Annotated in this window: 15 protein-coding genes; 6 read left to right on the forward strand and 9 right to left on the reverse strand. The window is 33.5% G+C overall.

Annotated features, from left to right (window positions below; genetic code table 11):
• The first annotated feature begins 31 nt into the window (after positions 1–31).
• On the forward strand, positions 32–1,360 hold the full coding sequence (locus ABEB18_RS09270; RefSeq protein ID WP_348799011.1) for a PDZ domain-containing protein: 1,329 nt from the start codon (positions 32–34) through the stop codon (positions 1,358–1,360).
• Between the two features lie 38 nt (positions 1,361–1,398).
• Here ABEB18_RS09270 and ABEB18_RS09275 read toward each other — a convergent pair whose 3' ends face one another.
• Positions 1,399–1,788, reverse strand: a complete 390-nt coding sequence (locus ABEB18_RS09275; RefSeq protein WP_348799012.1) for a DUF1573 domain-containing protein — start codon at positions 1,786–1,788, stop codon at positions 1,399–1,401.
• A 208-nt stretch (positions 1,789–1,996) separates the two neighbouring features.
• On the opposite strand from ABEB18_RS09275, the gene ABEB18_RS09280 reads away from it, so the two are divergent.
• Complete coding sequence (locus tag ABEB18_RS09280; RefSeq protein WP_348799014.1) at positions 1,997–4,630, forward strand: valine--tRNA ligase; 2,634 nt, start codon at positions 1,997–1,999, stop codon at positions 4,628–4,630.
• A 94-nt stretch (positions 4,631–4,724) separates the two neighbouring features.
• On the opposite strand, the gene ABEB18_RS09285 is transcribed toward ABEB18_RS09280, so the two are convergent.
• The 6 genes from ABEB18_RS09285 to ABEB18_RS09310 all read right to left on the reverse strand — a co-directional run bounded on the left by ABEB18_RS09285 (position 4,725) and on the right by ABEB18_RS09310 (position 9,363).
• Positions 4,725–5,396, reverse strand: a complete 672-nt coding sequence (locus tag ABEB18_RS09285) for a hypothetical protein (RefSeq protein WP_348799015.1) — start codon at positions 5,394–5,396, stop codon at positions 4,725–4,727.
• A 5-nt stretch (positions 5,397–5,401) separates the two neighbouring features.
• Complete coding sequence (locus ABEB18_RS09290) at positions 5,402–5,704, reverse strand: antibiotic biosynthesis monooxygenase family protein (protein ID WP_348799017.1); 303 nt, start codon at positions 5,702–5,704, stop codon at positions 5,402–5,404.
• A 224-nt stretch (positions 5,705–5,928) separates the two neighbouring features.
• Positions 5,929–7,215, reverse strand: coding sequence for an NAD(P)/FAD-dependent oxidoreductase (locus ABEB18_RS09295; RefSeq protein WP_348799061.1), 1,287 nt, complete (start codon positions 7,213–7,215; stop codon positions 5,929–5,931).
• The gene (locus tag ABEB18_RS09300) at positions 7,206–7,532 is read right to left on the reverse strand and encodes a DMT family transporter (RefSeq protein ID WP_348799018.1); all 327 of its coding nucleotides are present in this window, start codon (positions 7,530–7,532) and stop codon (positions 7,206–7,208) included. The genes ABEB18_RS09295 and ABEB18_RS09300 overlap by 10 nt, the downstream gene beginning before the upstream one ends.
• Positions 7,533–7,608: 76 nt before the next feature.
• Positions 7,609–8,172 (reverse strand): Crp/Fnr family transcriptional regulator, encoded by a 564-nt coding sequence (locus ABEB18_RS09305; RefSeq protein ID WP_348799019.1) that lies wholly within the window; start codon positions 8,170–8,172, stop codon positions 7,609–7,611.
• A 168-nt stretch (positions 8,173–8,340) separates the two neighbouring features.
• Positions 8,341–9,363, reverse strand: a complete 1,023-nt coding sequence (locus ABEB18_RS09310) for a DUF6630 family protein (protein ID WP_348799020.1) — start codon at positions 9,361–9,363, stop codon at positions 8,341–8,343.
• A 236-nt stretch (positions 9,364–9,599) separates the two neighbouring features.
• On the opposite strand from ABEB18_RS09310, the gene ABEB18_RS09315 reads away from it, so the two are divergent.
• Positions 9,600–9,851, forward strand: a complete 252-nt coding sequence (locus ABEB18_RS09315; RefSeq protein ID WP_348799021.1) for a hypothetical protein — start codon at positions 9,600–9,602, stop codon at positions 9,849–9,851.
• Positions 9,852–10,030: 179 nt separating this feature from the next.
• On the opposite strand, the gene ABEB18_RS09320 is transcribed toward ABEB18_RS09315, so the two are convergent.
• On the reverse strand, positions 10,031–10,330 hold the full coding sequence (locus tag ABEB18_RS09320; protein ID WP_348799023.1) for a type II toxin-antitoxin system RelE/ParE family toxin: 300 nt from the start codon (positions 10,328–10,330) through the stop codon (positions 10,031–10,033).
• The gene (locus tag ABEB18_RS09325) at positions 10,330–10,575 is read right to left on the reverse strand and encodes a type II toxin-antitoxin system ParD family antitoxin (RefSeq protein ID WP_348799062.1); all 246 of its coding nucleotides are present in this window, start codon (positions 10,573–10,575) and stop codon (positions 10,330–10,332) included. The genes ABEB18_RS09320 and ABEB18_RS09325 overlap by 1 nt, the downstream gene beginning before the upstream one ends.
• 165 nt (positions 10,576–10,740) lie before the next feature.
• Between ABEB18_RS09325 and ABEB18_RS09330 the strand changes: the two genes are divergently transcribed.
• The 3 genes from ABEB18_RS09330 to ABEB18_RS09340 are packed head-to-tail and all read left to right on the forward strand — an operon-like array spanning position 10,741 to position 12,278.
• Entirely contained in the window at positions 10,741–11,379 is a 639-nt protein-coding gene (locus ABEB18_RS09330; protein WP_348799024.1) for a transposase, read from the forward strand.
• On the forward strand, positions 11,361–11,681 hold the full coding sequence (locus ABEB18_RS09335) for a hypothetical protein (protein WP_348799026.1): 321 nt from the start codon (positions 11,361–11,363) through the stop codon (positions 11,679–11,681). The genes ABEB18_RS09330 and ABEB18_RS09335 overlap by 19 nt, the downstream gene beginning before the upstream one ends.
• Positions 11,682–11,723: 42 nt before the next feature.
• Positions 11,724–12,278 carry a transposase gene (locus tag ABEB18_RS09340; protein ID WP_348799028.1) on the forward strand — a complete coding sequence of 185 codons (555 nt, stop codon included), beginning with the start codon at positions 11,724–11,726 and terminating at the stop codon, positions 12,276–12,278.
• Positions 12,279–12,412 lie beyond the last annotated feature (134 nt).

Genomic DNA, 12,412 nt, shown 5'->3' on the forward strand with positions numbered 1-12,412 from the left:
TAATTGAGTAATATTCTTTAAAAACGGCTAAATGAGAATAAAATGTATTTTTTTCCTTTTAATATTGAGAATAATGCCTGTTTTTGCTCAAGAGGGTTTTGTATTTGATAAAGGAGTCGAAAAAACATCTGTGTCTATTACTTTAGTTAATAACTTAATTTTTATTCCTATAAAAGTTAACGGAGTAGAGCTAAACTTTCTTTTGGATACTGGTGTCGAAGAAACGATACTTTTTAGTCTGGAAGAAAATCAAGAGGTTGAATTTTACAATTCCGAGAGAATCAGTTTGAGAGGGCTGGGCAGTGAAGAGGCTATTGACGGACTTAAAACGACCAATAATGTCTTGGAGTTGGAAGGATTAAAATCACATCACCAACTCATTTATGTGATTTTGGATGAAAGTTTTAATCTTTCGTCACATATCGGTATTCCTGTAAATGGAATTATTGGATATCAGTTTTTTAGGGATAATTTAGTTCGAATTGATTATGCTAAAAAAAAGTTATCGGTCTATAGCAATACCGAAGAGAATAGGAGTAAGCTGAATAAGAAATTTAATAAAGTTCCAGTTACAGTAGAGCGATTTAAACCTTATCTTCTAAGTGAAGTTGATATGGGAAAAGAAGATCTACCTGTTAAATTGTTGATCGATACTGGGAATAGTGATTCGGTTTGGCTTTTTCCTAATTTATCAGACAAAATTGTAGTACCTTCTAAAAATTTTGAAGATTTTTTAGGAAAAGGTTTTAGCGGTAATATCGAAGGAAGAAGAGGGAAAGTAGATCGATTTTCTTTTGATAAATATAATTTTTATTCCCCAATTGTCGCTTTTCCAGATTCTAGTTCCATCAAGAGTGTTCGTTTGGTTAAGGATAGAGTAGGGTCAGTTGGAGGCGAAATTCTAAAGCGTTTTTCGGTTGTGTTTGATTATAAGCATGAATCGATGTATTTGAAAAAAAATTCGCATTTTGATGAACCTTTTTCATACAATAAATGTGGAGTAGAGGTGCAACACAACGGATTACAATGGGTCAAAGAAACGGTAAAGATGGAAACCGTTCCAATAGGAGGTATCACATTTGATAGTGATGGAAAAAATGTTACCAATGAATTTAAATACAAATTTGGTTTGAAGCCTATATATGAAATTTCAAATATTCGTAAAAATTCACCAGCTGCACAATCGGGTTTACGAGTTGGGGATATAGTTCTTTCGATTAATAAAGTTCCGACGTATCGGTATTCATTGCAAAAAATAAATGAGGTATTTAAACTTCATGAAGACAAAACGATTACTATGGAAATTCAGAGAGCAGATACTATTTTGAAATTCTCATTCCAATTAATTGATGAATTATAAAAAAAGAACGCTTATTGTAGCGTTCTTTGTGTCTTGTTTTAGTTGGTTAAAACCTCACCTTTAATTTTGAGAGGAACCCTTCCTCCATCATAATTTACGGCATTGGTTTCTAAGGTTATCGTTTTACGAATAGGTCCAGGAACCATATTGTATTTAATTTCTATTGTTTCGGATTTACCAGGAGCTATAGAATTGTTGGGTTTATGTAGGATAACAAAACTCGCTGTGGTTTGGATTCCTAATATATTCAACGGAGCATCTCCAGTATTTGTTATAGTAAAGTTTCGGATTCCGTTATCAGTAGATTTATTAATTTTTCCATAGTCTATAGTATTCTCATTTTTTTGAATACTAATTTTAGGACCACTTTGAGCAAAGCCAATGTAGCTTACTAACAGCAATGCTATGAGAGATTTAAAATTTTTCATTTTCTTGTTTTTTAGTAGGTATAGTAAATATACTATCTTTTAATTAATGCACAATTTTTTATTTCGCTTTTTATACTGTTCTTAATTATTTACTTTTGTCGATAATTTTATATCACAAAAATCGAACCAAATAAAATGTTTACATGTTGATACTTGTATGTGTTTAATCGATTTGACAAATTAATCAATCACCGAATTCCAATAAAAAATGACAATTCCTGCACAATTTGACGCTAAAAGTATTGAAAACAAATGGTATGACTACTGGATGAAAAACAATTATTTTCATTCAAAACCTGATCACAGAACGCCGTATTCTATTGTGATTCCACCACCAAATGTTACAGGAGTCTTGCATATGGGACATATGTTGAATAATACCATTCAGGATGTTTTGATTCGTCGAGCGCGTTTAAAAGGATTTAATGCTTGTTGGGTACCAGGAACGGATCACGCATCTATTGCGACCGAAGCAAAAGTAGTTGCTAAATTGAAATCAGAAGGAATCAATAAGGCAGATTTAACTCGTGAAGAGTTTTTGAAACACGCTTACGATTGGACCGAAAAATATGGTGGAACTATTTTAGAGCAATTAAAACAATTGGGTTGTTCTTGCGATTGGGAAAGAACCAAATTTACGATGGATCCCGATATGTCTGCTTCTGTAATTAAATCTTTTGTGGATTTATACAACAAAGGAATGATTTATCGTGGGTATCGAATGGTAAACTGGGATCCAGAAGCCAAAACTACACTTTCCGACGAAGAAGTGATTTATGAAGAGCAAAACGGGAAATTATTTTTCTTAAAATATAAAATTGAAGGTAGCGAAGACTTTTTGACAGTTGCAACAACCCGTCCAGAAACTATTTTTGGTGATACTGCCATTTGTATCAATCCAAATGACGAGCGTTTTACTCATTTGAAAGGCAAAAAAGCAATCGTTCCTATTTGCGGTCGTGTGGTTCCAATTATCGAAGATGAATATGTAGATGTAGAATTTGGTACTGGTTGTTTGAAAGTAACGCCAGCTCACGATGTAAATGATAAAACACTAGGAGAAAAACACAATTTAGAAATTGTTGATATTTTTAATGAAGATGCGACTTTAAACAGTTTTGGTTTGCATTATGCAGGAAAAGACCGTTTTGTAGTTCGTACCGAAATTGCAAAAGAATTGGAAGAAACAGGAGCTTTGGCGAAAACCGAAATCCATTTGAATAAAGTGGGAACTTCGGAAAGAACCAAAGCTGTTATCGAACCTCGTTTGTCTGACCAATGGTTCTTGAAAATGGACGAATTGGTAAAACCAGCTATCAAAGCGGTTTTGGAAACAGGTGATATTAAACTACACCCAAAACGTTTTGATAATACCTATGCACATTGGCTAAATAATATTCGAGATTGGAATATTTCTCGTCAGTTATGGTGGGGACAACAAATTCCTGCCTATTACTATGGCGACGGAAAAGAAGATTTCGTAGTAGCCGAAAATATTGAAGACGCTTTAAAATTAGCTCAAGAAAAGACTTCAAACTTAAACCTTACTACTTCAGACTTAACTCAAGATGCCGATGCTTTAGATACTTGGTTCTCGTCTTGGTTGTGGCCGATGTCTGTTTTTGGCGGAATTATGGATCCAGAAAATGAGGATTTTAAATACTATTATCCAACCAATGATTTGGTTACTGGTCCGGATATTTTGTTTTTCTGGGTGGCCAGAATGATTATCGCTGGTTATGAATATACTGGCAAAAAACCATTTACCAATGTGTATTTGACTGGTTTGGTTCGTGATAAACAAAGACGTAAAATGTCTAAATCGTTAGGGAATTCACCTGAGCCATTAGAATTGATCGAAAAATTTGGTGCCGATGGCGTTCGCGTAGGATTGCTATTGAGTGCTTCTGCTGGTAACGATATTATGTTTGATGAGGAATTGTGTAATCAAGGAAAAGGGTTTTCTAATAAAATTTGGAATGCTTTCAAATTGATTAAAGGTTGGGAAGTCTCAAGTTCAATTCCACAACCAGAATCTTCAAAAGTGGCGATAGAATGGTACGAAGCGAAGTTTCAACAAACGTTGGCTGAAATTGAAGATAGCTTTGATAAATACAGAATTTCTGATGCTTTAATGGCAATTTATAAATTGGTTTGGGACGATTTTTGTTCTTGGTTTTTAGAAATGATTAAACCAGCTTACCAACAACCAATTGATAGCGTAACGTTGGAAAAAGCGATAGAAATGCTAGAAAATAATTTGAAATTACTGCATCCGTTTATGCCGTTTTTGACTGAAGAAATTTGGCAACATATTGCAGAGAGAACGCCTGAAGAAGCTTTAATCGTTTCAACTTGGCCAGAATTTAAAACATTTAATGTTGACTTAATTTCGGATTTTGAAAATACAATCGAAGTAATTTCAGGAGTGAGAACGATTCGTAAAGACAAGAATATTCCGTTTAAAGATGCTATCGAATTGAGGGCTATTAACAATGATAAAGTTTCGACCTATTTTGATGCCATTGTAACAAAGTTGGGGAATATTTTATCGTTGGAATATGTTTCGGATAAAGTAGATGGCGCTTTATCTTTCCGCGTAAAATCGAATGAATATTTTATTCCTATTACTGGAAATATTGATGTTGAAGCCGAAATTGCCAAATTAACTGCCGAGTTAGAATATACTCAAGGTTTCTTGAAATCAGTTCAAAATAAATTATCAAACGAGAAGTTTGTAAACGGGGCTCCAGAAAAAGTGTTGGCAAACGAAAGACAAAAAGAAGCCGATGCACTATCTAAAATTGCTACAATCGAGCAAAGCTTGGCTGGGTTGAAGTAAAATTTTTATAAATAATTTACAAAAAGGTTTGGAGTTGTATTTTCTAGTACACTTTGAACCTTTTTTGCGTTAGTTTCTTTTATCATTTTAATTTTTAGTCAATATCCTCTTTAAAAAATGCGATTCTTACGGGGGTTTCATTTTCAAAATCTTCTTTTGAAAAAAGCGGAATTGTTTGGTTTTTAGGGAGCTCTTTATTAATAAATGTTACTAAATTTACTAGATTTTCATACCGTTTTTGCAAACAATCTTGAAGATATTGCTCTTTGTTTAGATCAGTCCATTTTTTTGAAATTTTCTTTTCGGGTTTGAATTTTTTGTAATAAAGATGGGTAAATAAATAAGAATTAGCATTTGTTTTTTCGAACATCCTGGTGTCTGATTTTATTATTTTATCAATAGTAGTATAACACACATCCGAAATGTTTGTGAACCAATATAAGTAATTAGGATTCGGATTGTCATGGCTCGATCTTAAGTAAACCTGATGTTTAGTAATTGTTAAAACGAGCGAACCGTCTATTGAGGGAGAAGGCCAACGAATTTCATATCCTAAATTAGCTCTGCTTGAAGTTGTGTCTGTAGCTGAAGTTAGTAATAGGACATCAACTTTTTGATGGAATATGTCATCTGGAATTATTGCTACTCTATGTATGCTATCCTGTTTCGCACTTATTATTATCTGACCCTCAGATTTATTTTGAGCATGTCCGATCTTTGAATAGATAATAACTAGTAATAGTATTATTGTTATCTGCTTGAACATACTGGCTAAGCTTTGTTTTCTAGAATGGTTTCGTAATGTTCGACTGTTGGGAATGGGTCGTAATAATGATGCAAAAGAGTTTTCCATTTTAAATATGCCTCTGATTGTCTAAATCCAACCGTGTGGTCTTCTAAATTTTCCCACTCAACAAGCAAAATATATTTATTCTTTTGTTCCAAACATTTTCCGAGAGAGTGTTTTAGATACCCTTTTGTCGAACTGATGTATTGCCCAGCGGTTATGAAATCTTTTTCAAAATTTTTTTCTTCGCCATTCTTTACGTTCAAAATTGCTACTTCTAAAATCATATTTCTTTTCTTTAAACTTGTTTTTTGAAAACTATTTTTTCAAAAATAAAAATTTGAGTAATATACATTTTTTTGAAATTGTTTTTGAGTTAAAATTGGGGTTAGATTTAGATTCTGAAAAAAATAAACCCCGTTTAGAATTTCCAAACGAGGTTTTTAGTATGATTTTGTTAACGGAATAGTTTTTTATAAGTATTGCGCAATCCTGGTGAATCTTTTAGTAATTAAGATTTGTCCGCTGAAGGCCTTATAATCATTCGTAAGGCTTGGTCTTTGGTAAAATAGGAAACAACCCAATTGTATAAAGTGGTAACTTTATTTCGGTAATGTACTAAAGAAACCAGATGTATAAATATCCAAATACACCAAGCAAAAAAGGCTTTGAAATGTAAATTAGGAGGCAAGTCTGCAACGGCTTTATTTCTTCCGATGATTGCCATAGCACCTTTGTCAATGTACGAAAATGGTTCTAATGGTTTGTTTTGGATTTGTCTTTTGAAGTTGTTGGCAAGATTTTTTCCTTGCTGTAATGCTACTTGTGCTACTTGTGGGTGTCCTGCCGGAAAATTACGATCTGTTGTTTGTATGCAAGTGTCACCTATGGCATAAATATTTTCAAATCCTTCGACTTTGTTGTGAGAGTCGGTTATTAATCTTTTTCCACGGCCATAGCATTCTTCTGGAATTCCTTCAAAAACTTGTGCGGTAACACCTGCAGCCCAAATAAGGTTTTCGGTTTCTATAATTTTTCCATTACTCAAAATAACTTTGTTATCGATATAATCAGTAACTTGGGCATTTAGGATAATTTTTACACCTAATTTTTTCAAAGCTTTGTGAGTGTTCTCCTGTGATTTTTGACTCATTGGCGATAATAATTGAGCAGCACCATCCACAAGATAAATATGCGATTTTATACGTACATTTTTAAATTCGGGATAATCTTTTCTAAATACAGAGGTACGCATTTCTGCCAACATTCCCGATATTTCAACACCAGTTGGTCCTCCACCCGCAACAACGATAGATAATGTTTTTCGTAACTTGGCTTTGTCAGAAATAAAAGTAGTAGCTTTTTCTAATTGTTTTAGAATGTAGTTGCGCATTTCCAAAGCGTCATTGATGGTTTTCATCGGAATCGCTTTTTTTCGCACATTCTCTAATCCAAAATAGTTGGTTTCTGTACCAGTGGCAAAAACCAAATAATCATAATCGAGTTCGCCTGTTGTAAGTACAATTTTGTTTTGCTCGGGTATAACCTTTACAACCTCACCTAACTTGAAATTAACATTAGATTGATGACGTAACATTTTCCTATAAGGATAGCTAATGTTAGAAGGTTCTAGAAATCCTGTTGCAACCTGATACAAAAGTGGCGGAAAGAAAATATAGTTGTTTCTATCCACAAGGGTAATCTGATATTCTCGGTTTTTGATGTTTTTGGCAACGTTTAATCCAGCAAAACCACCGCCGATAATTACAATTTTTTTGTCATTTTGTTTTAGTGGGATACTGCTTTTAGTCCAATTATAGAACCAATTAAAGTTGTAATAAAAAGTATTCGTAAGAAAGTTGCAGGTTCTTTAAAGACAATAATTCCAATTAAAACTGTTCCTACTGCACCAATACCTGTCCAAACTGCATATGCTGTTCCCATTGGTAAGGTTTGAGTCGCCTTGATTAATAATGCCATACTAACAAATAATGCAACAAGAAAACCAGCATACCATATGTACATTTCGTTTCCAGTTGTCCCTTTTGCTTTTCCTAAACAAAAGGCAAAAGCCACTTCAAATAATCCTGCGATAATTAAAATAATCCAATTCATTTTTTTTCTTATATTTTTGATGCAAAGGTCAGAAACGGAATTGAAATAGAATTTTACAAATGATAAAAAATGATAGTTATTTTTTTTCGGCTCTAATTCTGCTTAGACTTACTTGTGTTATGCCCAAATAGGAAGCAATGTGTCCTAATTGAACTCGCTGAATTAGATCGGGACTCTCTTTTAAAAGTTCTTTGTAGCGATCTGAGGCAGTTCGGAATTGTCTTGAAATTAGCCTTTCCTCAGTTTTTGCCAATTCTTGTTCGGCAAACCTTCGTCCCCAATTTGCAATATGTATATCTTTTTCAAATAGTTTTTGCAGATCGGATGTTTTTAATAAATAGAGTTCACAATCTTCCAAAAGCTCTATGTCTTCATACCCTTTTTGATTTGCTACATAACTTTTCATCGAAAGAACTGAGTCACCTTCTCTACCAAACCAAAATGTTATTTCGGTTCCAGCCGTTTGAGAGTAGGCTCTAGCAATCCCTTTTTTTATAAAATAAAAAACCTTTTCAATTTTGTCAGCTTGCAACAAAATATGTCCTTTCGGGTAGCAAACTTCTGAAATACTGTTTTTGAGTTTCAGTTTTGAAGCTTCTGGAAGTTTGTAAATTGTATCTAAAATTTGATCAATGTTCATTTAATGCTATTTTGGCTATTAGCATAACGTATAATTATTGGCTACTATATAAAGTTTGGGACTAAAGTAGCGTAATTTTTCCGATTTATCGATATTGATACTTATTGAAGTCTAGTAGTATATCAATTTACCATTAAGTGCAATAGTTAGTTGTTTTAGCGGGAGTCCTTATTTTTCGCAATACTCGTATCCGATTTCTTTAATTGCTTTTTCTACTTTTTCTTTATCGGTTGTTTTATGCAAGACAATTACATATTCATCTGATTGTGTGTCTATAAATCCTATTTGTAGTCCTTTTTCTCTGATTGGTTTGTTAAAATCTTCAAAAACATTATCGAAAGAAATTGATGCATTTTCTTCATAATTACTTTCATTAGGTAAGTCTATTGATAAATTATAATTTTCTTTCAATGAAGATTTTAATATCCATTCTAGATCTTCAATGCCAGCTTTCCAATCCAACCTCAAAAGGAATGGAATATTATTGTTGTCTAAAAAATCCATTGTGTAATTCAGTGTTGTATAATATTCACTGTCTTTGTCATAGTTTTTGAGTTTTTCGATAAACGCAATGACTTCATTCTTTTTAGGGTTCGAGTTGATGCACAGTTCTGTTAATTCTTTGTAAGCATTTTTTTGAACGCTATTCAAGAAAGGACGATTTTCTTCTATTTTTCTTAACTTTTCTGCTTTCTTTTTTTCTTTGTCAATATCAATTTGCTTGTTATGAGTTGTTTTGACGAGGTTTACAACTTCTAAAATTGTATTTTCAATTTTAGAAATTATTTTACTATCAGTAACTTCTTTATGTAAGTCTGGAATTTGAAACCATTTTACTTCTTTTCCTCCGTTACATTTTCTTAATTCTATTTCATCGCCCAATTTTGATATAAAAAAGAATTCGGTGGGAAAATTATAATCGTCATTGTCGTAAAAAATTATTGCTTTGGGCAAATAGAAATTTCCTTCTGTAGGATTATAGTTAATACCATCTCGCGAGATTTGAACAATTTTAAAAGTTTCTTTCGTTGATTTCAGTAAATTAAAAAAGGAATTATTTAAAACAGATGTAATTTCAAATTTGTTTGTGTTTGTGTTGTTAAAAATGAAATCAAATACTTTTGGATTGATTACATCATTTTCATACTTTTTTCCACTCAATTTTTCTTCGTGATAATATATTCTTGCCATAAGTTATTTGTATTATTTGTCTTTCTACGGTCGTTTTGTAAAATTACCGTTAACGTCAGTCTGTGAAAAAACCTTCGTTAGTTGTTTTCAAATATAATGAACAATTGTATAAAAAGCAGAAAAGTAGTATATTTAAATATGCAACAAATCAGAGGAATTTCGCGCCATCAAATGTGTTTTTCGTCTCTGGAGGACACAATTTCACCCGACAATCTGGTTACAATCAAACTAATTTAATGAGACTCGAAAAAGTTAATGGAGAACACAGTTTAATCATGCTAATGTACAACATCAAACGTAGCATCAATATCCTTGGTGTCCCCGAATTACTGGCTAAACTCAAGAAATGGAACTCACCTTACAAAAGAGAAGTCTGTTTTTGTGTAAAAATGGTTTATTTAAAGCTTTTTACAGACCGTTTTGAAAATCAGTTTAAAAAGAGGCTTCTCTTAAATCGCACCTATGCAAATCTGCAAGGGCTGTTTTGAATGAAAAATCAAGAAAAAAAAGAGTTTTTTCACAGCCTGATGTTCTAGCGCTACACGCAGGCTGGGATTAAGAAAGCCTAAATTTTCGGTTAAAACTGTTTTTTCAAATACAGAACCAACTTTCCATTTAGTCAAATGCCCAAATCGCTTGTTGCGTGTGTTAGCAGTAGCTTTTTTATTTATTCGGTTAATCTGTTTTCAACATTCATTCTTTCGTGTAAAACTCTAACGACTTCAATTTCATTTGTTTTGTCTTTTTTAAAGAAAATTAAATGTGATTTTACTTTTGAAAATCTATATGATTTTCGAATTTTCCCGAAGTCATGAGCCATATCAAAATTATCAATGATATATTCAATTTCGTCAATGATTAAGTTATAATATCGATTTGCTTGTTCGACAGACCAATTTTCTGCTGTATAAATCCAAATGTTATTAATATCTTCTAATGCCTTTTCACTAATTATATATTTTGACATTATTTTTGAAAATTAGTTTTTAGCATTTCAAGATTTTTATTGCGGTCAAAATTTCTAATTTTACTACTCTTTTCACCAATTTTTAGTTCATTGATTAGAGATTTTTTTTTAGTTTCTTCTTGCTCAAAAACTCTTAAAGCAGTTCTAACAACTTCGCTTACTGAATTGTATTTTCCTGTAGAAATTTGTTCATTGATAAAGTTTTCAAAATAGTCTCCTAATAATATTGATGTATTTCGTGCCATAATTTTTTTTATCAAAGATACCAATAATTGGTATTGAATTCAATTTTTTTCGGTTTTTTACACAAAAGTTACTGCTAACGTCAGTCTGTGAAAAAACTTCCGTTTGGTATGAAACAAATATAGTAAAATAGCGATATTAAAACAGGATTTTTCGTATTTTTAGGAATGCAACATATCACAGGAACTTCCTGTCACCAAATGCGTATTTCAAGTTTAGAAGACGCTATTTCCTCCGATAATCAAGTACGCTTCATAGATGCTTTTGTAAGTCACATTGACCTTGTAAAACTTGGTTTTAAGTTACAAATCCTCAAAAAGGAAGGACACCCGAGTTATCAGACCCAATTGTTTCTAAAAATTTATTTATATGGCTATCTCAACGGAATTCTAAGTTCCCGAAAATTGGAAAAGGAAAGCCTTCGAAACATTGAAATACAATGGCTTCTAGAAGACATTTGCCCCAATTATCACAGTATCTCCGACTTTCGAAAAGACAATCCCATTGCCTTGAAAAAAATATTTAAATTGTTTGTGTTTTTTTTGAAAGATGTCGATTTGATAGGTGGTGAAACCATAGCTATTGAAGGCACCAAAAGCCGTGCACGCAACAGCAAAAAGGCCAATTTCAACCAAAAGAAAATAGACAAACATTTGGAGTGCATTGAGGCGAAAAGTCAAGAATACCTTGCTGTTTTGGAAGAAAACGACACAAAGGGAAACGCTGTAGAAATCCAAAATATCCAGCAAAAAATAGAGCGTTTAAAACAAAATAAAATCTGCTATAATTGCTGGAAGAGAAGCTAAAAGCAAGTGGTGAACCGCAAATAAGCACCACCGACAGCGATGCCCAGGCTTTGTTGGTACAAGGGCAGGTGGTTGAGATTTCGTTCAACATCCAGGCTGCAGTGGATGCCAAGCACAATCTTGTGGTAGCTACACACACCATCAACCGCAATGACCGCAACGCCTTATCGGCCATTGCCATAGAAGCCAAAGAGAATTTGGAAATAGAAACCTACACGGCATTGATGGATAAAGGCTATCATAACGGGCGGGAAATAGAAGCCTGCAAACAAGCCAACATTACCACCATTGTTGCCCAATAAGAGCAGGGAAAAAGCAACGAGAACGGCACGCAGCCTGATTATTTGGTAGCCAAGTTTGTTTACGACAAAATTGCCGACACCTACACCTGTCCACAGGGTGAAATACTCACCACTACAGGTAGATGGCACAAGAAAACCAAAGAAAGAGACAGTTATGAGTTCAAGAAATACCGAACATCAAAATGCAAAGAATGTCCCGTAAAACATTTATGTACCAGTAGAACAGGGGGAAGAGAAATAGACCGCAGCCAATATGCCGATGCCGTAGAAGAAAACAACAAACGCTATCACTCAAATGCACAGCTCTACCGCAAACGACAGGAAATTAACGAACACATCTTTGGCACCATCAAACCGCAATGGGGCTACAATCACAGCAATTTAACAGGACTTGAAAAAGTAAACGGAGAACACAGCCTGATCATGTTGGTCTACAACATCAAACGCAGTATAAATATCCTCGGGGTTCCCGAACTGATCGCCAAACTCAAAAAATGGAACTCGCCCTACAAGGCAAAAGTCTTGTTTTTGTTAGAAACGGGTCTATTAAAGCCAATTAGAGCAACCAATTTTTTTCAAATGAAATTTGCGGCCTAAAAAAAGTGCTTCTCCACAAAGCTTTATTTAAAGTGCAGAGCCGTATAAATGGAATGTTTTTATCGGAAAAAGAGGTTTTTTCACAGCCTGACGTTCCGCTACTAGGCGATGTAGCGGATTATTAATTACTATCT

Origin of the sequence: Flavobacterium adhaerens, from assembly GCF_040045115.1 — a bacterium.
Lineage (GTDB): Bacteria > Bacteroidota > Bacteroidia > Flavobacteriales > Flavobacteriaceae > Flavobacterium > Flavobacterium adhaerens.

Excerpts from the sequence above, each read along its gene's own strand:
- ABEB18_RS09305 (WP_348799019.1), bottom strand. The coding sequence starts at position 8,172 with ATGAACATTGATCAAATTTTAGATACAATTTACAAACTTCCAGAAGCT.
- ABEB18_RS09330 (WP_348799024.1), top strand. The coding sequence starts at position 10,741 with ATGCAACATATCACAGGAACTTCCTGTCACCAAATGCGTATTTCAAGT.
- ABEB18_RS09325 (WP_348799062.1), bottom strand. The coding sequence starts at position 10,575 with ATGGCACGAAATACATCAATATTATTAGGAGACTATTTTGAAAACTTT.
- ABEB18_RS09285 (WP_348799015.1), bottom strand. The coding sequence starts at position 5,396 with ATGTTCAAGCAGATAACAATAATACTATTACTAGTTATTATCTATTCA.
- ABEB18_RS09270 (WP_348799011.1), top strand. The coding sequence starts at position 32 with ATGAGAATAAAATGTATTTTTTTCCTTTTAATATTGAGAATAATGCCT.
- ABEB18_RS09320 (WP_348799023.1), bottom strand. The coding sequence starts at position 10,330 with ATGTCAAAATATATAATTAGTGAAAAGGCATTAGAAGATATTAATAAC.
- ABEB18_RS09310 (WP_348799020.1), bottom strand. The coding sequence starts at position 9,363 with ATGGCAAGAATATATTATCACGAAGAAAAATTGAGTGGAAAAAAGTAT.
- ABEB18_RS09315 (WP_348799021.1), top strand. The coding sequence starts at position 9,600 with ATGAGACTCGAAAAAGTTAATGGAGAACACAGTTTAATCATGCTAATG.
- ABEB18_RS09290 (WP_348799017.1), bottom strand. The coding sequence starts at position 5,704 with ATGATTTTAGAAGTAGCAATTTTGAACGTAAAGAATGGCGAAGAAAAA.
- ABEB18_RS09275 (WP_348799012.1), bottom strand. The coding sequence starts at position 1,788 with ATGAAAAATTTTAAATCTCTCATAGCATTGCTGTTAGTAAGCTACATT.
- ABEB18_RS09300 (WP_348799018.1), bottom strand. The coding sequence starts at position 7,532 with ATGAATTGGATTATTTTAATTATCGCAGGATTATTTGAAGTGGCTTTT.
- ABEB18_RS09280 (WP_348799014.1), top strand. The coding sequence starts at position 1,997 with ATGACAATTCCTGCACAATTTGACGCTAAAAGTATTGAAAACAAATGG.